Origin of the sequence: Ensifer sp. Root142, from assembly GCF_001426785.1 — a bacterium.
Classification (GTDB): Bacteria; Pseudomonadota; Alphaproteobacteria; order Rhizobiales; family Rhizobiaceae; genus Ensifer; species Ensifer canadensis.
In genome coordinates, this window is record NZ_LMFK01000025.1 from 1 (window position 1) to 20,926 (window position 20,926).

Below are 20,926 nucleotides of genomic sequence, written 5' to 3' on the forward strand. Positions count from 1 at the left end.
CACGAGAACGGCCTGATGGTGCGGGTCTACGGCACCAAGGGTGGGCTCGAATGGACGCAGAAGGACCCGAACTATCTCTGGTACACGCCGTTCGGCGAACCGAAGCGGCTGCTCACCCGGGCTGGTGCCGGCTCCGGCCCGGCCGCCGCTCGCGTCAGCCGCATTCCGTCTGGCCACCCCGAAGGCTATCTCGAAGGGTTTGCCAATATCTACACCGAAGCGGCCCGGGCGATCTTCGCCAAACGCAAGGGCGAGACCATCGATGCCGCCGTCACCTATCCGACAATCGACGACGGTATGAAGGGCATGGCCTTCGTCGATGCCTGCGTCCAGTCGTCAAAACGAAATGGCGCCTGGGTAAAGGTGTAGCCGGAAAGCATGCCGGGGGGCTAGAGCGTTTCCGGTTTAGGCGGAGTCACAGAAACGCTCTATCTCCTTGTTTTTACGCATTTCCTGACGGAAAACCGCTTCGCACTTTTCCTGGAAATGCTCTAAGTACTTCCGGATGGCGGAAGGCAAACGGCCGCGCTCGACGTTGCGCGCATGCCCTTTCCGGGTTGATGCCGAAGCACCCCGCAGCAGGTTTGCCTCAAGCTGCGGGGGCCGGTTCCAAGCCTACTTTTATCGGTTGCATCCCGGCGTGGTCGGTCGCGTCGGGTCGCATCCGCTCGCCGTCGCAGCACGGTTGGTTCTCGCAGCCGAACTGCCGAGGTGCTCGGCGTAATTGTCGCGGGTGTTCTGATCGACGACGGCGACTGGTGCGGCCAAAACCAGACCGGCCGCGTTGCCGACGGCCGCGGCCGTTCCGGTCGTTGCCACCAGGATCTGGTCGCCGAGACCGACCCGGCTGTCTGTCAGCGTCTGGCCGTCGGAGATGCGCGAACCGATGAGGCGAACGATTTCGGGCGATTCCGCGAACTTGCCGTGATTGAGGCTGTCGCCGGCCTTGATCTTCGTCAGGTCGATCACCGTGATCTTGTTGTCCGCGAGCTCCTTCTTGAACGGCGCCTGCTCCGGATCGATCGCCCCGAGCCGGGAAACGTCGCCCCAGACCCGGCGCGAGACTGCCAGAGCTCGATCGTCGCGGGATACGAACAGCGTGAAGTTCGGGTGCTTCTCGCCCATGTCGGCGATCTGCTGGCGGAAGACATCGACGTCGACATCGGGTGCCGCCAGCATGACGTTCTTGAACTTTGCGGGCAGTTCGCCATTGCGGATTGCCATCTGGCGCAACGCCTCAAGCGCCAGCCAGTTGCCCATCGAGTGCGCGAGGATCGAGACCTCCTTCACTTCCGGGTCGCGGTAGAGGTACTGGAACAGGTTTTCGAGCGCATTGCGCGTGTAGTTGGTGCTTTCGCGATCGTAGCCGTAGGCAAGCAGGCTGCCGCGAGACGGCCACGTGATCAGAATGGGGGCGCTGTGGACGCCGGAATCATGGACGATCTGGGCAAAACGATAGACAGAGTCTTCGAAGCGGTTGTTGAAGCCGTGAACGAAGACGAAAACGCTCTTGTCAGGACTTTTGCGCACACTCGCGCTCAGCCATGATTTGGCGCCGGCCATGTCCAGATCGTCCGCCTTCAGCGTCGCAAAATCGGTTGCCGGATTGGGCGGCAGCTTTTTCGGCCAGGCGACCTCGCCAGCCTTGCGCACGGTGTCTGACGGAATGGAAACGGTCATGTCGACGAAGGTGGGCGCCAGGGCGCGCTCGCCGCTATACATTTCTCCGGGATTTTCCGACCGGCTGCGCGTCGTCGTGATCAGCATGTTGACCCGGCTTGAATCCGGGGCTGTATCTGCGACCGGCGTCAGCACGCCCTTCGGATGCCCGCCGCATGCGGCCAGCACAAACACAAGCATGGCAACCATTGCGCCGCTGCGAATTCGCTCGAGAGGCGAATTGAACCTCACGCCGCCAGTATTCCTGCTCATCCATCCCCCTGTCAAAGCGCAGTGCAAGCAGTCCCCAGCCGGCTTCCTGTCTTATGCCGGGGATGCTAGTGCACGGAGCAGTTACAATGCAATAGCGCGCGCTGACTTTCGGGCGAACCTTGTCCGGTATCGACGACGGGCTTTCGATCTTTTGGCAGGGCCTGACCAGGGCATCGGGGCCGTTCGTCGCGCTCGTCAGGTGGATCTATGGTCGCATTCCGGCGATCCTGCTGATCACCTCAGTAAAGCCCCAATCACCGGCTACCCATCGATCGTCATTCTCAGGCTCATCTGGCTTCTCACTGCGGCGGTGACCGCAGGTCCGCCGACGCGCCCGTTTATCGATCCCTCAATAGCAATTCGGTCCCTGCTCGCGGGCAGGACGGCGCGAATACGGAGCGAGGTTCTTATGCGCGGAATTCCCGACGAGATGCTTGCCGCCTTGAGCAAGGAGGAAATCGGCATGCTTTGGCGTGTTTTTGAGACTGTCTGTATCGAGTACGACATTCCGAGAGATGGCGAGCAGATCCAGCATCTCGCCCGATTTCTCATGCGCGAGTTTCGCCGTCCGCTGGACGAAGAAGCGCTGCTTGTCGCAGCAAAGACTTTCTACCGTCACCACGACGGTGGATTCGCAAAGTCGGCCTGAGGCCGCAAGCCTATAGGCGTCGTCTCGACGTTCCATCACCGGGTACCCGGGACGCAGTCGCTCAGAAGACAACCACGGGAGAAAACCATGAAGCCATCTGTTGGAAGCTTTGGATATCAGTTCAGGCTGCTCGATTTCACGATCCGATCATCCCTGGCGATCGTGCTCGGTGTCGTCGGCTGTGTCACCTTCTACGGTGCCTTCTGGTAACGGGCTGTCCCGAGGGCGGCGCTCAGAGCAGCACCCCGAGGACAACAGCGGCGATGGCTGAGGTCAATATGCCGTTGAGCGCCATGGCAAGGCCCGAGAACGTCCCGGCAATTTCGTTGACCTGGAAAGCCCGTGCCGTGCCGATGCCGTGCGACGTCAGGCCGGCCGCAAACCCGCGCGCGGCATAATTCCGGATCCGCAGAAGGTTCATCAGCGGCGTGACGATAATTGCCCCGAACACGCCGGTGAAGATGACGAGAAGCGCTGTCAGGGCCGGGTCGCCGCCGAGTTGCTGCGAGATGCCGACGGCGATGCCGGCCGTTGCCGACTTCGGCGCCAGAGATATCGCCACACTGTCAGGTGCGCCGAGCAGGATGGCGACACCCGTGGCGCAAACGATCGCCGTCAGGCTGCCCGCGACAAGCGCGACGACGACGGGCACGAGGTTCTGCCGGATCAGTGTCCGGTTCCGGTAAAGGGGAACAGCAAGCGCCACCGTCGCAGGTCCCAGTGCAAAATGCACGAACTGCGCCCCGTCGAAATAGGTTGAATAGGATGTCCCGGTGGCAGTCAGTATCGAGATCACCAGGACGACGGCGATCAGCACAGGATTGACGATAGGGTTGAAACCGCTGAGCGCCGCAAGCCGCTGAGCGGCGATATAGGCGCCGATCGTCACGGTCAGCCACGTGAGCGGGCTGGTCGAGAGATAGACCCAAAGCTCGAACACGCGACCGCTAGTGTCCATCGCCAGCCCCTCCTGCGCCCGACATCCTGCTCGCGAACAGGAAAGCTCCCACCGTCACCATCAAAGTCATAAGGGTCGACACCACGACGGCGATGACGATCGTGCCGGCATATTCGTAGATCAGCCGGTAGTTCTGCATCACCCCAACGCCAAGGGGCACGAACAGCACGCCGAGGTTCTTGAGCAGAGCGTCGGCCACGCCGCTGACCCGGGTGTGGGCGGTGCCATCTTCCGACCCGGCTCTCCTGTCGGCAAACCAGAGATAGGCAAGCAGGAGCACGATACCGAGTGCGGGAGCCGGCATGCTCAGGTCGAGGGTCCTGACAACGATCTCGCCGATCAGTTGACAGAGCAGTATGACAAACAGTCCTTCCATCGCCATCTCCCGCATGATCAGTGGTGATCTCCCCACGGCGTATTCCGCAACACAGCCGCATCCATGGATGCTTCGTAGCCGAAATCCTTCGGCCACGCCTACAGCATATTTTGCGCGATGGCCCAAAGCGCGTTGCTGCTCTAAGCTCTTGTTCTTTCGCATGTCGGGGTCGCAAAACCGCGGCACACTTTTGCGCGACATGCGTTAGTGGTGCGGAACCGCCATGGGGACCTCGTTGCCATCGCGGTCATAGAGCTTCCCGTCGCGATAGTGGTCACCGTCACGCAGAGCGGAAATATCCTGATACCGGATGATGCGTTCCGTGCCGGCCACGAATACGGACTGCTGATCGGAATTGCCGGCCTTGAAATGATTGAACAGCAGGTTCAGCGAGATCGCCATGATCGCGGAAGAACTGATGCCCGAGTGGAAGATGGTTTCGAACCAGGCCGGAAAGTGATCGTAGAAATGTGGTGCCGCGATCGGGATCATGCCGAAGCCGATCGAGGTGGCGACGATGACCAGGTTCATGTTGTTGTGATAATCGACCTTGGAGAGCGAGCGGATGCCGCTCGCCGCCACCGTGCCGAACAGCACGATACCGGCGCCACCGAGCACGGCCGGCGGAACAGCTGCGATCACCCGCCCCATGACAGGAAGAATGCCGAGCGTCACCAGAATGAGGCCGCCGGTTGCAACGGCATAGCGGCTCTTGATGCCGGTCACGGCCACAAGACCGACGTTCTGGGCAAAGGCGCTCTGCGTGAACGAGCCAAAGATCGGGGCGAACAGGCTCGAGATCATGTCGGCGCGCAGGCCATCGCCCAGTCGCTTGGAATCGACCTTGGTGCCGATGATTTCGCCGACGGCCAGGATGTCTGCCGACGTCTCGACCAGGATGACCAGGAGAACGATGAACATCGAGACGATCGCCGCGGCCGTGAAGACCGGCGCCCCGAAATGGAAGGGCGAGGGGAAGGCTAGGATCGGACCTTCGGCGACCTTGGAAAAATCGGTCATCCCGAAGCAAGCGCGATCAGCGTGCCGATGACCATCGCAAGCAGGATCGACAGGCGCGATATACTGGAGCTGCCGACCTTGCTGAGCAGCAGGACGGTGAGCAAAGTGACCGCCGCCAGGCCGATGTTGCTGACGCTGCCGAAGTCGGGCGCGTTGGGATTGCCACCCATGGCCCAGCGGGCCGCGACGGGCATCAGGGTCAAGCCGATCGTGGTAATAACGATGCCGGTGACCAGCGGCGGGAAGAACCGCGTGATGCGCGAGAAGATCGGTGTGATCGCCAGGCCGACGAGTGACGCCACCATCACGGCGCCCATCACCGCTGGCAATCCGCCACCTTCGCGGCTGGTGACGATCGCCACCATGGTAGCGACGCCGGCGAACGAAACGCCTTGAACCAGCGGGAGCTGACAGCCGAAGAACGGAATGCCGATCGTCTGCAGGATAGTCGCCAGGCCGCCGGCAAACAGCGACGCGGTGATCAGCAGGCCAATGTCGGCTGGCGACAAGCCGGCCGCCTGGCCGATGATCAGTGGGACGGCGACGATGCCGCCATACATGGTGAGCACGTGCTGGAGACCATAGACGAGGTTTGCGCCTGCGCCCAGGCGCTTGTCTTCCGGCCGCTCAATCGTTTGTTCGATGTGATCGTTTCGATGCGAAACATCCATGCGTCTCCTCCCAGATGCGTGTGCTGTATAATCTTCGCGTCTCCTCAAACGCGCAGCCCGAATTATAGGCCGAGATCTTGGGCACCATTGCATGCGGGTGATTTGAAGTTGTTTTCGGTTTGGCAGCGGTAATCCGTGCGTCCGGAAACGGACATCGCGATAGGTCAAGCGCCGCCGCTATCGCGACGCTGCCTGGACCACCGTGACGGCGATCATGTGGAAGACGTCATCGGCCGTGCAGCCACGCGAAAGGTCGTTGGCGGGCTTGGCCAGCCCCTGAAGCACCGGGCCGATGGCGGTCGCGCCGCCGATGCGCTGGGCGATCTTGTAGCCGATATTGGCGGCATCGAGATTGGGGAAGACGAAGACATTTGCCTGACCGTGCAGCGCCGAATTGGGTGCCTTGGACGACGATACGGCCTCGACGAAGGCGCTGTCGAACTGCAGTTCGCCGTCGATCAGCAGGTCGGGATTGGCGGCGCGGGCAATGTGCGTCGCCTCGACCACCTTGGAGACGCGGTCGTGCGCGGCGCTGCCATTGGTGGAGAAGGAGAGCATCGCGACCTTGGGACGTTCGCCAAGCAGCGCCTGATAGGACCGAGCCGACATGCGGGCGATATCGGCGAGACCGGCAGCATCCGGGTCGACCACGAGGCCGCAGTCGGAAAAGACGAAGGCGCCCTTCTTGGCGTGGTGCGGCTGGCACAACATCATCAGGAAGAAACTGGAGACGAGGCCGGCGTCAGGCGCACGGCCGATGATTTGCAGAGAGGTGCGCACCGTATCGGCCGTTGTTGCCACCGCTCCTCCGATGGTGCCGTCCGCCTCGTCTTCGCGAACCATCATGGCTGCGAAGACCAGGTCCTCTCGCACTGCCTTCTCGGCCATCTCTCGGTCGACGCCCTTGCTCCGGCGCAGGTCGTGATATCGCAACGCGAACTGCTGTGTCAGTGGCGACGTCGCCGGGTCTTCGATCCGGAAGGCAGGCGCATCGCCGCCGTGATCGCGCAGGCGCTCGGCGATGATCTCGTGCCGACCAATGAGCGTGATTTCGGCGAGACCTTCTGCGCGGGCGCGCATGGCCGCAGCGACCACCCGCGTGTCTTCGCCCTCGGCAAGCACGATGTGGCGCGGTGCCTGCTTGGCGGTTTCGATGATGCGGTCGAGTGGTTTCATTAGAGATGCCCCAGATAATGCATGCCGCCGAGAATGAAGAGGCCGAGGAAGATTGTTTCTGCGACGATGAGCGCGACTGCGTCGCCGCCGACATCGAGCACGCGCCGGAGCGACGTCTTCATGCCGACGGCGACGATGCCCGCCAAAAGCGCCCAGCGCGATGCCTCCATGCCGAGTTCGGCGACGGCGGCCGGCACCATCCCGCCGGAGTTCATGGCGGCAAGGATCAGGAAGGCGACCACAAAGCCGGGCAGCAAGGGCGGGCGCTTGCCGGCCTCCACGCCTTCCTGGGGGACGTTTCGAAGGGCGATGGAGAAGATGAGGACAACGGGTGCCAGCATCGTCACGCGGATAAGCTTGACGAGTGTTGCGGTCTCGCCGGCCTCCGGCGAGACCGAGAAGCCGGCGCCGACCACCTGGGCGACATCATGGATCGTGCCGCCGAAGAAGATGCCGGTGCCGCGCGCATCGAGCCCCAGCGACTGGGCGAGGATGGGATAGCCGATCATCGCCAGGGTGCTGAGGACGGTCACCGACAGCACGGTGAAGATCAGATTGCGCTCGGAAAACTCGTTCTTCGGCAGAACGGCTGCAATCGCCATCGCGGCGGAAGCACCGCAGATCGCGACCGCACCGCTGGTGAGAAGGGCGAGCCTCCAGCCTCTTCCAAGGATCTTGGCGGCCGCCAGCCCGAAGAGGATCGTTGCTGCAATCGCTGCCACCAGCAGGAGAATGGTGCCGCTCCCGAGCCCGATCAGAAGGTCGACGCTGATGCGCATGCCGAGCAGCGCAACGCCGATCCTGAGGATCTTTTTTGCTGAAAGCTCGATGCCGGCGACGCATCTGCCTTCCTCGGAGAGGAAGTGGAACGCGATGCCGAGCAGAAGCGCCATCAGCATGGCGGGCGCGCCATAATGATCCGACAGGAACTGCGCGGCCATGGCGACGGCGGCCGTCACCAGCAGACCAGGACCATAGGTCGACAGCGCCGAGGGCAGCCATTGGAACCGCCGCGTCGTTTCGGATACCGCATTCATGTTAAATTTCCCGTCTGAAAGCGCCAAATCTAAGGCCCATGCCCGGCGACATCAGCCGGGCATGGGTTGGATGTCAGATGTGCTGCTGCGGCCGCATGTCCGATCGCTGGATGCCCGCCACCTGCACCGGCTTCTTCATCGCGTCGCGGCGGAAGGGCTCGCCAAGTTCCTGGTTGAGGATGACCTCGACAAAGGTGGTCACGCCCTGTGACTGGTCGTCGAGCGCCTGCTGCAGGGCGGCCGTCAGGCCCGCCTGCGTATCGACCGTCACACCCTTGAGACCGCAGCCGTCGGCCACTTTCGCGTAGCTGAGGTTGGGATTGAGTTCGGTTCCGACAAAGTTGTTGTCGTACCAGAGCGTCGTGTTGCGCTTCTCGGCTCCCCACTGGAAGTTACGGAAGATCACCATGGTGATCGGCGGCCAGCCGGCGCGACCGATGGAGGTCATCTCGTTCATCGAGATGCCGAATGCGCCATCGCCGGCAAAGCCGATCACCGGCACATCAGGGCAACCGATCTTGGCGCCGACGATCGACGGGAAGCCGTAGCCACAGGGTCCGAACATGCCGGGCGCCAGGTATTTCCGGCCTTGTTCGAAGCTCGGATAGGCGTTGCCGATGGCGCAGTTGTTGCCGATGTCAGTGGAGATGATGGCGTCCTTGGGCAAGGCCGCCTGGATCGCACGCCATGCCTGGCGTGGCGACATGCGGTCGGATTCCCGCCGACGGGCCGAGGCATTCCATTCGGTGCCCGGATCGTCATCCTCGTGGTCCATCGACGACAGCTGCTGCAGCCAGGCCGAGCGGGTGGTGTGGATCAGTGCCTTGCGTTCCTCGCGGCCGATATCGCCGGCCGACGGCGACAGTTGATCGAGGATTTGGCTTGCCACCTGCTTGGCATCGCCGCAGATGCCGACCGTCACCTTCTTCGTCAGGCCGATGCGATCGGAGTTGATGTCGACCTGGATGATCGCGGCATTCTTCGGCCAATACTCGATGCCGTAGCCCGGAAGCGTCGAGAACGGATTGAGGCGGGTGCCGAGCGCAAGTACGACGTCGGCCTTGGCGATCAGTTCCATGGCAGCCTTGGAGCCGTTGTAGCCGAGCGGGCCTGCCGCGAGGCGATGGCCGCCGGGAAAGGCGTCGTTATGCTGGTATCCGCAGCAGACCGGGGCGTCGAGACGCTCAGCCAGCGCGATGGATTCGCCGATCGCGCCGCCAATGACCACGCCGGCGCCGTTGAGGATCACCGGGAATTTCGCTTCGGACAGCAATCTTGCTGCCTCTGAAATTGCCTGCTTGCCGCCGGAGGGGCGCTCCAGCCGAACGATGCTCGGCAGCTCGACGTCGATCACCTGTGTCCAGTAATCGCGCGGGATGTTGATCTGCGCCGGGGCGCAGCCGCGCCAGGCTTTCTCGATTACCCGGTTGAGGACTTCGGGAACGCGGCTCGCGTCGCGCACCTCTTCCTGGTAGCAGACCATTTCCTCAAACAGCGCCATCTGGTCGACTTCCTGGAAGCCGCCCTGGCCGATCGTCTTGTTTGCCGCCTGCGGCGTGACGAGAAGCATCGGCGTATGGTTCCAGTAGGCCGTCTTGACTGCTGTCACGAAGCCGGTGACGCCCGGTCCGTTCTGGGCGATTGCCATCGACATGTTGCCGGTGACCCGGGTGTATCCGTCGGCGATCAATGCCGCGTTGGTTTCATGGGCGCAGTCCCAGAAGGTGATGCCAGCTTTCGGGAAGAGGTCGGACACCGGCATCATCGCCGAGCCGATGATCCCGAAGGCGTGTTCGATGCCGTGCATCTGGAGGACTTTTACGAAAGCCTCTTCGGTCGTCATTTTCATTGTCTGTTTCCTTTCATGTTGGGTTGGGGGCCGACCGAGCGGCTAGAGGATTTCGTCCTTGAGGTAGTACCAGCGGTACATCCCCCACTGGCCGATGCGCCGGAACGGCGTCAGCAGCCCATGGCTGGGGAGAGGGGAGGTGAAGATCGGCAGGTCGAGGGCACCGCCCTTGCCGGCGACCATCTGCGCCATGCGCCGTCCGGCCTGGGCCGAGTACATGACGCCGTTGCCGCCGTAGCCCATGGCGTAGAACAGCGCCTGTTGCGGATCCGGGCGGAAGATGCGCGGCATCATGTCGTGACTGACATCGACCCAGCCCCACCAGGAGTAGTCGACCTTGATGCCTGTCAGCACCGGGAACTTGCGGTAGAGGCCCTCGAGCAGACGGTCGAGATGTTTTGGGTTGACCGCGTCTTTGCCGGTGATCGCGCTGCGGCTGCCGATCTGCACGCGCCCGTCGGGCAACAGCCGGTAGTAGTGGCGAAGCGTGCGCGTGTCGGTAAGCGGAATATGCGTCTGGAAATTCAACGCCGACCGCTCTTCGTCGGTGAGTACGCGCGTGACGATCGAGTTGGAGAGGATCGGCATCAGCCGGTGCTTCGTCAGCGAATGCAGGCCGGGCGAGGTATAGCCGGCCGTCGCGAAACACACCGCCCTCGCCCGCACGATCCCGCCGGGGGTGCGAAGGTGGAAGACTCCGCCTTTCCGGTCGCAGCTGAGAACCGGGCTCGAAGTATGAACGCGGGCACCGAGCTTGCGCGCCAGGGTGAGATAGCCGAAGGCGAGCTTGGCCGCATGGATGCCCATGCCGTCGGGCTCGTAAAGCGCGCCCACCGCCTCGTTGTCGCGGACGAAGTCGCGATGGATTTCGTCGCGGCCGAGGATGCGGGTGCGGTAGCCGAAGACGTCGTTGAGGACGCGGGATTCGGCTTCCAGCGACGGCATCACCTTGTTGCGGTGGGCGATATAGAGATGCCCGCCATCCTGCGGGTCGCAGGCGATTTCCGGCGAGCGGATGAGGTCGCGGAAAAGATCGAAGGCTTCGCTGATCTCGACGTGAAGCTTCCTGGCGACATCCACGCCCCAGCGCTCGATCCATTGCGAGCGCTTGAGCCGGCCCGCCGAAATCTGCGCCTGACCGCCGTTGCGGGTGCTGCAGCCCCAGGCGACGCCGTTTGCCTCGAGCACCGTCGCCTTGATGCCATGCTCCTTGGCAAGATGGATGGCGCAGGAGAGGCCGGTGTATCCCGAGCCGACGATTGCGACGTCGACGTCGATATCGCCAAGCACGGGACCATCATCGGCGGGCGGCGGTCCGGCGGTTGCGACCCAGTAGGTCGGCGCATAATCCTTGCCGTCGCCGGGATTGGCGGCGCGATTGGGATCGTATGCCGGATCGAAGGGCTTGCTCGGCCGCAATGTTTTGACAAGCTGTTCCATGTCGGTTTCCTGGCCTGGCTGGAGCTCAGTAGCGGAAGGGGGCCGCAATCAGCGGCCGGTTCTTGCGAAAGGCCTGCTTGCGGACGATCTTGCCGTCACGGAGCGTGAAGAGGTCGCAGCCTTCGGCCTCGATGCGGCTGCCGTCGGCGTTCGTGCCGGAGAAGGTCCATTCCGATACGGCCCGGTCTCCATGGACGAAATGGCTGTGGTGGGCCCAGTGAGCGTCCGGCATCGTCTGCCACACGCTGCTGAAGGCGGTCGCGATCTGCTCAGTGCCCTCGACCCGGGTGCCGTGCGCTTCGCTGCCGGCCACAGTGTTGAAGACGCAGTCTTCGGCGAAGAAGGACATGACGCCGTCGATGTCGTGCCGGTTGAAGGCGTCGAAGAGGTCGGATAGGTCGGTCGCGGTCATGGCTTGTGTTTCCTAAGCGTTTCAGGCGATGTTTTCGGGCATGGCTTCGCCGCGGCCGGGTGAACCGGCCGGATCGGCTTTGTTTGTGCGGTATGGGGTCCTGTTAGGACGGGGCGGCCATTAGCTCGGTGGCCGCGCCCCTGTTGAACGGTGCATCGTCACACCTTGCCCTTCCAGGGAATGAGCGCCTTCTCGAGACGCCGGATCAGGAGATCAAACGCAAAGGCGAAGACGCCGATGACGATGATGCCCATGATCACGGTGTCGCTGGCCAGGAACTCGGCGGCGTTGAGCACCATGAAACCGAGGCCCCGGTGGGCTGCGACCATTTCGGCCGCAACCAGCGTCGTCCAGCCGACGCCGATGCCGATGCGCATCCCGGTGAAGATCTCCGGCAGCGCCGCCTTGAGAATGACGTGGCTGATGACCTGGCGGCGGCTAGCGCCCATGGCATAGGCCGCATGGATCTGCTCGATCGAGACGGACCGCACACCGGCCCGGGCGGCGATCGCCATCGGCGCGAAGATCGCGAGGAAGATCAGGAACACCTTCGGAAATTCGCCGATGCCGAGCCAGATGATGATCAGTGGCAGGTAGGCGAGCGGCGGCAAGGGGCGGTAGAACTCGATGATCGGATCAAAGAGCCCGCGCATCACCCGGTTCACGCCCATGAGGATGCCGATCGGAACCGCGGTGACAAGGGCGAGCGCGAAGGCCCCGAGCACGCGACCGAGACTTGCCAGCGTATGCTGGGCGAGGGTCGAATTGGAGACGCCCTCTGTCAGCGCGATCACGAACTTGTCCCAGACCGCAAGCGGCGATGGCAAAAACAGCGGCCGTACCCATTGCATCTCGGTGACCAGCAGCCAGAGCGCCACCAGGGTCAGCGCTGTCAGTAGGCTGATATGTCCGCTCATGCCCTCGCCGGGGGCGCCGTAGATCCGGCCCGGCTTGACCGGCTTGGCTTTCGTCACGCGCTCAAGCATGGAGGAGCTCCGGGTTTCCGGATTGGCGTTCGTCGCCGTAGATGATGCTGAGGATCTGTTCACGCATGTCGATGAAGTCGCGACTGGATTTGATTGCACGGGCATTGCCTTCTTCCAGAAACCGTTTGTTGAAATCGAGCTCGTAGGTGTGGGTGATCCGTCCTGGTCGCGGCGACATGACGATCAGGCGCGACCCCAGGAACAACGCCTCCTCGACGCTGTGCGTGATGAAAAAGAACATCTTGTTGGTCAGCTGCCAGACTTTGAGCAGCAGTTCCTGGATGGTCTCGCGGGTCAGCGCATCGAGCGCCGCCATCGGCTCGTCCATCAAGAGCATCGACGGGTCGCAGCTCAGCGCCCTGGCGATGCCCACACGCTGCTGCATGCCGCCGGACAGGTGGTAGATCATGTGCCGGTGAAAATCCTGCAGGCCGACAAGAGCGAGGTTCTTGGAGGCGACCTCGTGGCGTTTCGCCTTGTCGACACCGCGCAGTTTCAGCCCGAATTCGGTGTTGTCGATGACATTGAGCCAGGGCAGCAACGCATGCTTCTGGAACACGACCCCACGGTCGGCACCGGGACCGGAGACGCGGCGGCTTCCAAGTGTGATTTCACCACCGCTCGGGGCCATGAAGCCCGCCATCAGATTGAGCAGCGTGGTCTTGCCGCAGCCCGAGGCACCGAGCGCGACGACGAAATCGCCGCTCTTGATTTCGAGGTTGACGCCCTTGAGCGCAATGACCGCCTCGTCCGAATAGAGACCAGGATAGGTCAGGCTCACATTGCTGACATTCAGAGTTTCCATTGTGCAGGCCTTTCGAGAAATGGCTGTTGAGTGGCGTTGGCGGCGCTCCTGACCGACCTTGCGATCAGGAGCGGGCGTCGGCTACTTCGAAGCTTCTTTCGCGTAGGCGCTGTTGACGTAGGGCGTGTAATCGTCGAGCGCCTTGTCGATTTGCTTCTGGTCGGCAAGGAATTTCGCGCTTTCCGACAGCGCGCGCACAGCACCGCCGCCGAGCCAGGTTTCGGACGCCTGCTCCTGCGCTGTCGGGAACGAGAGCAAGTTCAGCGCTTCGACGGTGCCGGCGCCATCGCCGCCGATGAGCTTGACGATGTTCTGGACCGGTGCGGAGTCTGCCGTCCAGCTTGCGCCGTTTGCCTTGTAGTCGGCGTAGGCTTCGGCCAGCACCTTGGTGAAGGCGGCCATGAACTTCGGATTTTCAGCTGCCCATTTCTTGTCGACCACCAGACCGTCGAAGGTCGGGACGCTCGCCGCGCCGATCGCTTCGGAGTCGGAAATCACCTTGCCGGTCTTCAGCAGTTCCGACAGGGCCGGAGGCCAGACATAGGCGGCATCGATATCGCCGCGCTGCCAGGCGGCCACGATCTGCGGTGGCTTCATGTTGAGGATGTTGACTTCGCGCGGATCGACCTTCCACACCTGCTCAAGCCCAACGAGAAGATGGAAGTGGGACGTCGAGACGAAGGGGACACCGACGGAGCGGCCGACCAGATCTTCCGGCTTTTCGATACCCGAGCCTTCGCGGGCGACCAGCGCTTCAGACTTGCCGATGTTATCGAGGATCCAGAACAGCTCGAGATCAACGCCGCGCGTTGCCGCCGCGGTGGTGCCGGTGGAGCCGATGACGCCGATCGGCACGTTGCCCGATGCAAGCGCCGTCGAGATATCGCCGCCGGAGCTGAACTGCCGCCAGTCGACGAGATAGCCAGCCTCTTTCGCGGCGGCGTCGAAGCGACCGTCGGCGATGGCGGCGATGAACGGGCCGACGATCTGCTGGTAGCCGATGATCACATCGGTCTCGGCGCGGGCAAGACTGGAGGTCAGGAGGCCGGCCGCAATCGTGGCCGCCCCCGCCATGGTTTTCAAGGCGTTGGAATAGAACATTTGTTTCCCTCTGGTTCCGACCCCGTTTTCGGGGTCTGTCGACTGTTATGCCGATCTCATTTTCGACCATAAGGGATAAAGCAGCTTTCCGGTTTGCTTTATAGCCAGATTGAAAGTTAGATAAGTCCAGATTGACCGATAGGGGATCGGACGTGGCACGCATTTCTGTTCCGGAAACAATCTTCTTCATCGACCGGGCGAGCCGTACGAGCCTGCAGGCGCAGATCCGCGAGACGGTCGTCTCCGCCGTGCTGTCAGGGCGGCTGCCGCCCGGTGCCCTGCTGCCGTCGACGCGCAAGCTTGCGAGCTATCTCAACATTTCGCGCCTCACCGTCACGCTTGCCTATCAGGAGTTGGCGACCCAGGGCTATCTCGATGCGGCCGACCGCAGCAGCTACCGCGTTGCCGACAAGCCGCCGTTCAACGTGCTTGATGCGGACGTGGCGTCGCCGGGGGCGGATGCGGTGGATTGGTCGTCTAAGCTGCGCTCGACCTTTCGCGTTGCCAAGCAGATGCGTAAGCCGCTCGACTGGCGGCGGTATCCCTATCCTTTCCTCTATGGCCAGATGGACCCGTCGCTGTTCGATCTCACCGCCTGGCGCGACTGTGCCCGGCGCGCGCTGGCGCGCGAAGATTTCGAACTGATGGCAGGCGATTTCGCCGCGTCTGACGATGTGCAACTGGTCAACTACATCTGTTCGCGCACGCTGCCGGGGCGCGGCATCCGGGCCAATCCCGACGAGATCCTGGTGACGGTGGGAGCGCAGAATGCGCTCTGGATCGTCATTCAGCTGTTGCTGCGGCGCGGGTCCCATGCCGTGTGCGAAAACCCCTGCCACCCGGATATGAGCGCCTCGCTGCAACTGAGCGGCGCAAAGGTGACGGTGCTTGACGTCGATGACGGCGGGCTGCCGCCGGCCAACTTGCCTGAGCACGTCGACGCCGTGTTCGTGACGCCGAGCCATCATTCACCGACGGGTGCGACCATGCCGATGGATCGCCGCGTCGCACTGCTCGAAGCCGCCTCAAGCAGGGACTTCGTCATCATCGAGGACGATTACGAGTTCGAGATGAGCTTTCTCGCGCCACCGTCGCCGGCGCTGAAGGCCTTCGACAGGAGCGGGCGGGTCTTTTACATCGGCAGTTTCTCGAAGTCGCTTTTCCCCGGCCTGCGGCTTGGCTATCTCGTGGCACCGGCTCCCGTCATCCGGGAGGCGCGGGCGCTCCGTGCCCTGATGCTGCGCCATCCGCCCGGCCACCTCCAGCGCACCGCTGCCTATTTTCTGGCGCTCGGTCACTATGACGCCGTGCTTCACAGGATGCGGGAAGAGTACCACCTGCGCCATCGGGTAATGGCAGACGCGCTCAACGCCAACGGGCTTAAGATCGCCGGTTCGGCAGCGTTCGGCGGAACCTCCTTCTGGATCGAAGGCCCTGACGGTCTCGATGCGGACAGGCTGATGGCCGATCTGCGGGAAGACGGGGTTCTGATCGAATCCGGATCGCCGTTCTTTCCGAACGACGAGGAAAGCTGCCGCTTTTTCCGCATGGGATACTCGTCGATCGGCAGAGATCGCATAGCCGAAGGCGTGAAGCTGACGGCAAGCAGAATGGCGCAGTCTTGAAACCGGTCCTCACTTCTCGCCGTTGCGGCCACCCGGCGAACGGTTGCTATCCGTTCGACAGCAGGGCCAGGATTTCTGTGCGATTGAGTTTTTTCCCGGTGGCGACGTCGAAAATCCGGAGCGCGATCTTGTTGGCGGGCGGGTCCGATTGCGTGCAGTTGTTCTGCGTGCACCACTCCGCCAGCGCCTCACGCATCTCTACGACATCGGTTACAGGCGGATTGCGTGTGTCTGTCATGGCTGAACCTCAATTTCGGCCCAAGCTTAGGTTCTGTGCGGTAGCGCCACAACTCTGAGAAATCAGGGGGATTCGGCGGTTTTGCCCCCAGAAAGCGCTGGGCGTCATGCTTGGCGCGCAACGCTTTCAGCTGGGGCAACATCCCCCGTCTGGCGGATATGCGCTTCGATCAGGCGTTTGAGGCCGGCGACATCGCGGGTTTCGAGCGCATCGACCATCATATGATGCTCGCGTGCGGACCGCTCGACGCGGGCTCTTGTGCGCCACTGCGAGACCGGTGCCGAAGAGGTGCGTTGGCGGATTTCGGAAACGAGGTCCACAAGCTCGTGATTGCCTGACAGAAGCAGCAGTTCGCGGTGGAAGGCGAGGTTGGCCTCGTAATGCTCCAGCACCGTGCCGACCATGGTCATCTGGTCGAAATGGCTGGCGAGTTGGCGCAGCCTGGCGATGCTTTCGGGCGTGGCCCGTTCCACCATCAGATCGGCCACCGCTGTTTCGAGGATGACGCGGATATCGCTGACTTCCTGCGCACGCCGGCCGTCCGGCTGATAAACGTGATAGCCGCGATTGGGCACGTGCTCGACCAGCCGCTTCTGCGACAGGCGGTCGAGGGCCCGACGAACCTCCGGCCGGGTGCAATCGTATCGCTTTTCGAGATCGATTTGCTTGAGCCAGGTGCCGGCTGGCAGCACGCCGGTCAGAATGTCCTCGAGAACGAGATCGGTGACGTCCCGCTCCTTGGCCGCAGTCTCGGTCACATCTTGCATTTCGGTCATGGACATTCCTGTTTGCTCAATTGTGAGCGGGCCGCGCGGGCTCGCCTTGTTCGCATAAGCGATCGTCTGTTTTTGCGTCTGCGATCGATACCGAAAATATCCATCGCCGCCCATTGCGCAATTTATTTTTGTATCCTAAATTGGCGCCAATTTTGGTAACTATCGCATATGGGACGCTGAATGCCAATGAAGAATACCGAACTCGTATGGTCGATCGTCGAGGAAAAGAGCCCGGAATTCTTCGAGCTTAGTGACCGCGTATGGGACAGTCCCGAAACCAACTACGAGGAGCTTCAGTCCGCGAGCGAGCATGCCCGCCTGCTTGAGGCGGAGGGGTTTCGCATCGAGCGCAATGTCGCCGGCCTGCCGACGGCGCTGATCGGCGAAGCGGGCGAAGGTGGTCCGGTGATCGCCATTCTCGGCGAGTTCGATGCGCTCCCTGGCTTGAGCCAGGTTGCCGGCCTTGCCGAAGAGCGACCAGTCGTGCCGGGCGGCAACGGCCACGGCTGCGGCCACAATCTGCTCGGCTCCGGCTCCATGCTCGCCGCTGCCGCGGTCAAGGATTACCTCAAGGCCAACGGCCTCAAAGGGCGCGTGCGCTATTACGGCTGCCCCGCCGAAGAGGGCGGTTCATCGAAGGGCTTCATGGTGCGGGCCGGCGCTTTCGACGATGTCGATATCGCCATCTCCTGGCATCCGGCCGCCTTTTCCGGCGTCAACAACCCGATCTCGCTTGCCTGCAACGAGATCAACTTCCACTTCTCCGGTCGCGCTTCCCACGCCTCGGCGACGCCGCATCTCGGCCGCAGCGCGCTCGATGCCGTCGAGCTGATGAATGTCGGCGTCAACTACATGCGCGAGCACATGCCGTCGAGCGCCCGCGTCCACTACGCCATCACCGATGCCGGTGGCGACGCGCCCAATGTCGTGCAGGCCCGTGCAACGGTGCGCTATCTCATCCGCGCCCGCACCTTGCCGGATCTGCTCGGCCTGATCGAGCGCGTCAAGAAGATCGCGCAAGGGGCAGCACTGATGACCGAGACGACCGTGCGCCACGAGGTGATCAGCGGCGATGCCAATCTCGTCGGCAATGCCCCGCTGGAAGCACGGCTCCACACCTGCCTCGAACATTTGGGTCCCGCCGCCTTCGATGCTGCCGACCTCGAAACGGCGCGAAAGTTTCAGGCGACCTATTCCCCCGACGATATCGCCGCGTCCTATGCACGCTTCGGCCTGGCGCCGCGCAAGGGGCAGCCGCTCTGCGACATGATCTACCCGCTCTATGGCGGCGACGGCAGCATCGTCGGCTCGACCGATGTCGGAACCGTAAGCTGGGTCGTCCCGACGGTTCAGATGCGCGGTGCGACCTATGCGATCGGCACGCCCGGCCATTCCTGGCAGTTGGTCGCGCAAGGAAAATTGCCGGCCGCGCACAAGGGCATGGCGCATGCGGCGAAAGCCATGGCGAGCCTTGCCATCGATCTGATGGCGGACCCAGAACTGGTGGCGGCCGCCAAGGCGGACCATCGCAGCCGTCTCGACGACACGCCTTTCGTCAATCCGATCCCCGATGACGTCAACCCGCCTCTTCCCTCGCGCGCGGCCGGGTCTGCGGAACTGGGAGTTCAAACCTTGTGACCCAGCCCGGTATCCTCGAACTCATCAGTTTCGGCCCCGGTGGCTGGGGGAACATCCTCCTTGCCGGTGCCATGATGACGATCCTGATCGCGCTGTCGGGCTATGCGACCGGTGCCGTCATCGGCGTACTCGGAGCCTGGGCCAAGGTGAGGGGCGGACCAGGGACGCGCCTCGCTGCCGACGTCTACACGACGGTGCTGCGCGGCATTCCCGATCTCTTGGTGATCTATCTGCTTTATTTCGGCGGCTCCGCTGCAATCTCCGCCGTCGGACATCTCTTCGGCGCTGAAGGCTTCATCGGCTTTCCCGGCTTCCTTGCCGGCATGCTTGCGGTCGGGATCACCTCGGGCGCGCAGCATACGGAGGTCTTTCGTGGTGCCTTCAGGGCGGTTCACCCCGGAGAGATAGAGGCGGCGATCGCCTGCGGCATGCCACGATGGCTCCGGTTCCGCCGCATCGTCGCGCCGCTGACCCTCAGGCATGCGCTGCCGGGCCTCGGCAACGTCTGGCAGGTGGTGCTCAAGGAGAGTGCGCTGGTCTCGATCACCGGCGTCGCCGAACTCTTGCGCCAGGCGCAGATTGCTGCCGGCTCCACCGGGCTGCCCTTTGATTTCTACCTGATTGCCGGCGGCATCTATCTCATGATCTCGACGGTATCGAGCACCGTCCTGCATCGGGCCGAGCGTCATTTCAGCCGCGGCGTGAGGAGAAGCTGATGGACTGGACCTTCCTTCAGGAAACCTTTGTCAGCCTCGTTTCGGCTGTTCCCATGACGCTGTTGCTGGCGGCAAACTCGATTGCCCTCGGCGCGATCCTGGCAGTCGGCATCGCTGTCGCCCGATTTTCGGCTACCGCCCCCTTGCGCTGGCTGGCGCAGGCCTATGTCTTCGTCTTTCGCGGCACGCCGCTGCTCGTGCAGATCTTCATCATCTACTACGGTCTCAGCCAGTTTCCGGCCATCCGACACAGCCTGCTTTGGCCCGTGCTCAGGGAGCCATACTGGTGTGCGGTCCTGGCGCTGGCGCTCAACACCGCTGCCTATGCCAGCGAGATTGTCCGCGGCGGCCTGCTTTCCGTGCCCTTTGGACAGGTGGAAGCGGCAAGGGCATGCGGCATGTCGCGCTTCATGATCTTCCGGCGCATCACGTTGCCGCTCGGCGTCAGGCAGGCGCTGCCCGGCTACGGCAACGAGATGATTTCGATGGTCAAGGCGACCTCACTCGCATCGATCATCACCCTGATGGAAGTGACCGGCGTTGCGGCGCGCATCATCTCGGAGAGCTACCGCGCGATCGAAGTGTTCGTCGTCGCCGGCGCCATCTATCTCACCATCAACTTCCTGCTCACCCGCCTGGTGCAGCTCGTCGAGTTCCGGCTGAGCCCGCATCTCAGGCAGCCGGTTGCGGTGCTGCCCGCCATCATCGAAGGAGAAGCGCATTGAGTTCGCCCGCGTCGTCCATTGCGCCCGTCGCCATCAGCGTTCGGGACATCCACAAGAGCTTCGGTCCGATCGAGGTCTTGAAAGGCATCTCGCTCGACGCGCGCGAAGGCGAGGTCGTCTCCATCCTCGGCTCGTCCGGTTCGGGAAAATCGACACTGCTTCGCTGCATCAATATGCTCGAAACGCCGGATCGTGGCGAGGTCACGGTCGCGGGCGAAACGATCGAGATGCTTGCTGCCGGCAACGGCAAGAGCCGTCCGAGGGATCGTGCCCAGGTGGATCGCATCCGCTCACGGCTCGGCATGGTGTTCCAGAGCTTTAATCTCTGGTCGCACAAGACGGTGCTGGAGAACGTCATCGAGGCGCCGATCCATGTGCAGAAGCGCCCTCGCGCCGAGTGCCTCGAAGAGGCTGAAGCCCTTCTCGCCAAGGTCGGGATCGCGGCCAAGCGCAATCATTATCCGGCGCACCTGTCCGGCGGCCAGCAGCAGCGCGCGGCAATCGCCCGCGCGCTGGCGATGCGTCCGGCCGTGATGCTGTTCGACGAGCCGACATCGGCGCTCGACCCGGAACTCGTCGGCGAGGTGCTGCGCGTCATGCGTGCGCTCGCCGAAGAGGGACGCACGATGCTGGTCGTGACCCATGAAATGGGGTTCGCCCGCGATGTCTCCAGCCGGGTCATTTTTCTTCACCAGGGTCAGATCGAGGAAGACGGTCGACCGGACGAGGTATTTGGCAACGCCAAATCCGAACGCTTCCGTCGGTTCATCAAGGCGTGAACCGGCGGCTCTAACCA

General features: G+C 62.9%; 21 protein-coding genes and 1 pseudogene. 8 read left to right on the forward strand and 14 right to left on the reverse strand.

The annotated features are described in order from the left end of the window. A partial coding sequence (locus ASD52_RS23270; RefSeq protein ID WP_244497504.1) for a Gfo/Idh/MocA family oxidoreductase occupies window positions 1–369 on the forward strand: 369 nt, incomplete at its 5' end. A gap of 252 nt (window positions 370–621) precedes the next feature. Here the strand turns inward: ASD52_RS23270 and ASD52_RS23275 are convergent. Continuing rightward, window positions 622–1,869 carry an alpha/beta hydrolase gene (locus tag ASD52_RS23275; RefSeq protein WP_057212955.1) on the reverse strand — a complete coding sequence of 416 codons (1,248 nt, stop codon included), beginning with the start codon at window positions 1,867–1,869 and terminating at the stop codon, window positions 622–624. Here ASD52_RS23275 and ASD52_RS40275 point away from each other — a divergent pair. After that, the gene (locus ASD52_RS40275) at window positions 1,859–2,581 is read left to right on the forward strand and encodes a hypothetical protein (RefSeq protein ID WP_244497505.1); all 723 of its coding nucleotides are present in this window, start codon (window positions 1,859–1,861) and stop codon (window positions 2,579–2,581) included. The two genes, ASD52_RS23275 and ASD52_RS40275, sit on opposite strands and share 11 nt — an antisense overlap. Before the next feature lie 87 nt (window positions 2,582–2,668). Continuing rightward, window positions 2,669–2,791, forward strand: a complete 123-nt coding sequence (locus tag ASD52_RS40635; protein WP_025429467.1) for a hypothetical protein — start codon at window positions 2,669–2,671, stop codon at window positions 2,789–2,791. Between the two features lie 22 nt (window positions 2,792–2,813). Here the strand turns inward: ASD52_RS40635 and ASD52_RS23285 are convergent, their stop codons facing one another. The 11 genes and pseudogenes from ASD52_RS23285 to tauA form a co-directional block, all read right to left on the reverse strand. Further along, entirely contained in the window at window positions 2,814–3,539 is a 726-nt protein-coding gene (locus ASD52_RS23285; protein WP_057210071.1) for an LrgB family protein, read from the reverse strand. Beyond that, complete coding sequence (locus tag ASD52_RS23290; RefSeq protein WP_057210070.1) at window positions 3,529–3,915, reverse strand: CidA/LrgA family protein; 387 nt, start codon at window positions 3,913–3,915, stop codon at window positions 3,529–3,531. The genes ASD52_RS23285 and ASD52_RS23290 overlap by 11 nt, the downstream gene beginning before the upstream one ends. A 204-nt stretch (window positions 3,916–4,119) precedes the next feature. Continuing rightward, window positions 4,120–5,606 (reverse strand): annotated as a pseudogene (locus ASD52_RS23295) (nucleobase:cation symporter-2 family protein). Between the two features lie 177 nt (window positions 5,607–5,783). Beyond that, complete coding sequence (gene pta, locus ASD52_RS23300) at window positions 5,784–6,782, reverse strand: phosphate acetyltransferase (protein WP_057225530.1); 999 nt, start codon at window positions 6,780–6,782, stop codon at window positions 5,784–5,786. After that, window positions 6,782–7,819 (reverse strand): YeiH family protein, encoded by a 1,038-nt coding sequence (locus tag ASD52_RS23305; protein WP_025429463.1) that lies wholly within the window; start codon window positions 7,817–7,819, stop codon window positions 6,782–6,784. The genes pta and ASD52_RS23305 overlap by 1 nt, the downstream gene beginning before the upstream one ends. A gap of 73 nt (window positions 7,820–7,892) precedes the next feature. Beyond that, window positions 7,893–9,668 carry a sulfoacetaldehyde acetyltransferase gene (gene xsc, locus ASD52_RS23310; RefSeq protein ID WP_057210065.1) on the reverse strand — a complete coding sequence of 592 codons (1,776 nt, stop codon included), beginning with the start codon at window positions 9,666–9,668 and terminating at the stop codon, window positions 7,893–7,895. Between the two features lie 42 nt (window positions 9,669–9,710). Further along, window positions 9,711–11,108, reverse strand: a complete 1,398-nt coding sequence (locus tag ASD52_RS23315; RefSeq protein WP_057225532.1) for an FAD-binding oxidoreductase — start codon at window positions 11,106–11,108, stop codon at window positions 9,711–9,713. A gap of 25 nt (window positions 11,109–11,133) precedes the next feature. Next, window positions 11,134–11,520 carry a nuclear transport factor 2 family protein gene (locus ASD52_RS23320; RefSeq protein ID WP_057212940.1) on the reverse strand — a complete coding sequence of 129 codons (387 nt, stop codon included), beginning with the start codon at window positions 11,518–11,520 and terminating at the stop codon, window positions 11,134–11,136. Window positions 11,521–11,678: 158 nt separating this feature from the next. After that, the gene (locus tag ASD52_RS23325; RefSeq protein ID WP_025429459.1) at window positions 11,679–12,506 is read right to left on the reverse strand and encodes an ABC transporter permease subunit; all 828 of its coding nucleotides are present in this window, start codon (window positions 12,504–12,506) and stop codon (window positions 11,679–11,681) included. Continuing rightward, window positions 12,499–13,311, reverse strand: a complete 813-nt coding sequence (locus ASD52_RS23330; protein WP_057212938.1) for a taurine ABC transporter ATP-binding protein — start codon at window positions 13,309–13,311, stop codon at window positions 12,499–12,501. Before ASD52_RS23330 ends, ASD52_RS23325 begins: the two co-directional genes overlap by 8 nt. Before the next feature lie 81 nt (window positions 13,312–13,392). Beyond that, entirely contained in the window at window positions 13,393–14,412 is a 1,020-nt protein-coding gene (tauA, locus tag ASD52_RS23335) for a taurine ABC transporter substrate-binding protein (protein ID WP_057225534.1), read from the reverse strand. A 152-nt stretch (window positions 14,413–14,564) separates the two neighbouring features. On the opposite strand from tauA, the gene ASD52_RS23340 reads away from it, so the two are divergent. Next, a complete protein-coding gene (locus tag ASD52_RS23340) occupies window positions 14,565–16,037 on the forward strand; it encodes a PLP-dependent aminotransferase family protein (RefSeq protein WP_057225552.1) in 1,473 nt (490 codons plus the stop codon). A gap of 46 nt (window positions 16,038–16,083) precedes the next feature. On the opposite strand, the gene ASD52_RS23345 is transcribed toward ASD52_RS23340, so the two are convergent. After that, window positions 16,084–16,275, reverse strand: coding sequence for a hypothetical protein (locus tag ASD52_RS23345; protein WP_025429455.1), 192 nt, complete (start codon window positions 16,273–16,275; stop codon window positions 16,084–16,086). A 104-nt stretch (window positions 16,276–16,379) separates the two neighbouring features. Further along, window positions 16,380–17,057, reverse strand: coding sequence for a GntR family transcriptional regulator (locus ASD52_RS23350; protein ID WP_057210128.1), 678 nt, complete (start codon window positions 17,055–17,057; stop codon window positions 16,380–16,382). A gap of 180 nt (window positions 17,058–17,237) precedes the next feature. Here ASD52_RS23350 and ASD52_RS23355 point away from each other — a divergent pair, with 180 nt between their 5' ends. From ASD52_RS23355 to ASD52_RS23370, 4 genes are read left to right on the forward strand one after another with little or no spacing between them, the layout of a single operon-like run. After that, the gene (locus ASD52_RS23355) at window positions 17,238–18,689 is read left to right on the forward strand and encodes a M20 family metallopeptidase (RefSeq protein WP_057210056.1); all 1,452 of its coding nucleotides are present in this window, start codon (window positions 17,238–17,240) and stop codon (window positions 18,687–18,689) included. Continuing rightward, window positions 18,686–19,405 carry an ABC transporter permease subunit gene (locus ASD52_RS23360; protein WP_057210054.1) on the forward strand — a complete coding sequence of 240 codons (720 nt, stop codon included), beginning with the start codon at window positions 18,686–18,688 and terminating at the stop codon, window positions 19,403–19,405. Before ASD52_RS23355 ends, ASD52_RS23360 begins: the two co-directional genes overlap by 4 nt. Next, window positions 19,405–20,130: an ABC transporter permease gene (locus ASD52_RS23365; protein WP_057210052.1), complete on the forward strand. Its 726-nt coding sequence runs from the start codon at window positions 19,405–19,407 to the stop codon at window positions 20,128–20,130. The genes ASD52_RS23360 and ASD52_RS23365 overlap by 1 nt, the downstream gene beginning before the upstream one ends. Beyond that, window positions 20,127–20,909 carry an ATP-binding cassette domain-containing protein gene (locus tag ASD52_RS23370; protein ID WP_057210050.1) on the forward strand — a complete coding sequence of 261 codons (783 nt, stop codon included), beginning with the start codon at window positions 20,127–20,129 and terminating at the stop codon, window positions 20,907–20,909. The genes ASD52_RS23365 and ASD52_RS23370 overlap by 4 nt, the downstream gene beginning before the upstream one ends. The last annotated feature ends 17 nt before the right edge of the window (window positions 20,910–20,926 follow it).

Coding starts and splice junctions, on each gene's coding strand:
- pta (WP_057225530.1), bottom strand. CDS start 6,782: ATGAAACCACTCGACCGCATCATCGAAACCGCCAAGCAGGCACCGCGC.
- ASD52_RS40275 (WP_244497505.1), top strand. CDS start 1,859: ATGGCAACCATTGCGCCGCTGCGAATTCGCTCGAGAGGCGAATTGAAC.
- ASD52_RS23325 (WP_025429459.1), bottom strand. CDS start 12,506: ATGCTTGAGCGCGTGACGAAAGCCAAGCCGGTCAAGCCGGGCCGGATC.
- ASD52_RS40635 (WP_025429467.1), top strand. CDS start 2,669: ATGAAGCCATCTGTTGGAAGCTTTGGATATCAGTTCAGGCTGCTCGAT.
- ASD52_RS23365 (WP_057210052.1), top strand. CDS start 19,405: ATGGACTGGACCTTCCTTCAGGAAACCTTTGTCAGCCTCGTTTCGGCT.
- ASD52_RS23305 (WP_025429463.1), bottom strand. CDS start 7,819: ATGAATGCGGTATCCGAAACGACGCGGCGGTTCCAATGGCTGCCCTCG.
- ASD52_RS23315 (WP_057225532.1), bottom strand. CDS start 11,108: ATGGAACAGCTTGTCAAAACATTGCGGCCGAGCAAGCCCTTCGATCCG.
- ASD52_RS23355 (WP_057210056.1), top strand. CDS start 17,238: ATGAAGAATACCGAACTCGTATGGTCGATCGTCGAGGAAAAGAGCCCG.
- ASD52_RS23275 (WP_057212955.1), bottom strand. CDS start 1,869: ATGGTTGCCATGCTTGTGTTTGTGCTGGCCGCATGCGGCGGGCATCCG.
- ASD52_RS23290 (WP_057210070.1), bottom strand. CDS start 3,915: ATGGAAGGACTGTTTGTCATACTGCTCTGTCAACTGATCGGCGAGATC.
- ASD52_RS23345 (WP_025429455.1), bottom strand. CDS start 16,275: ATGACAGACACACGCAATCCGCCTGTAACCGATGTCGTAGAGATGCGT.
- tauA (WP_057225534.1), bottom strand. CDS start 14,412: ATGTTCTATTCCAACGCCTTGAAAACCATGGCGGGGGCGGCCACGATT.
- ASD52_RS23320 (WP_057212940.1), bottom strand. CDS start 11,520: ATGACCGCGACCGACCTATCCGACCTCTTCGACGCCTTCAACCGGCAC.
- xsc (WP_057210065.1), bottom strand. CDS start 9,668: ATGAAAATGACGACCGAAGAGGCTTTCGTAAAAGTCCTCCAGATGCAC.
- ASD52_RS23330 (WP_057212938.1), bottom strand. CDS start 13,311: ATGGAAACTCTGAATGTCAGCAATGTGAGCCTGACCTATCCTGGTCTC.
- ASD52_RS23285 (WP_057210071.1), bottom strand. CDS start 3,539: ATGGACACTAGCGGTCGCGTGTTCGAGCTTTGGGTCTATCTCTCGACC.
- ASD52_RS23350 (WP_057210128.1), bottom strand. CDS start 17,057: ATGTCCATGACCGAAATGCAAGATGTGACCGAGACTGCGGCCAAGGAG.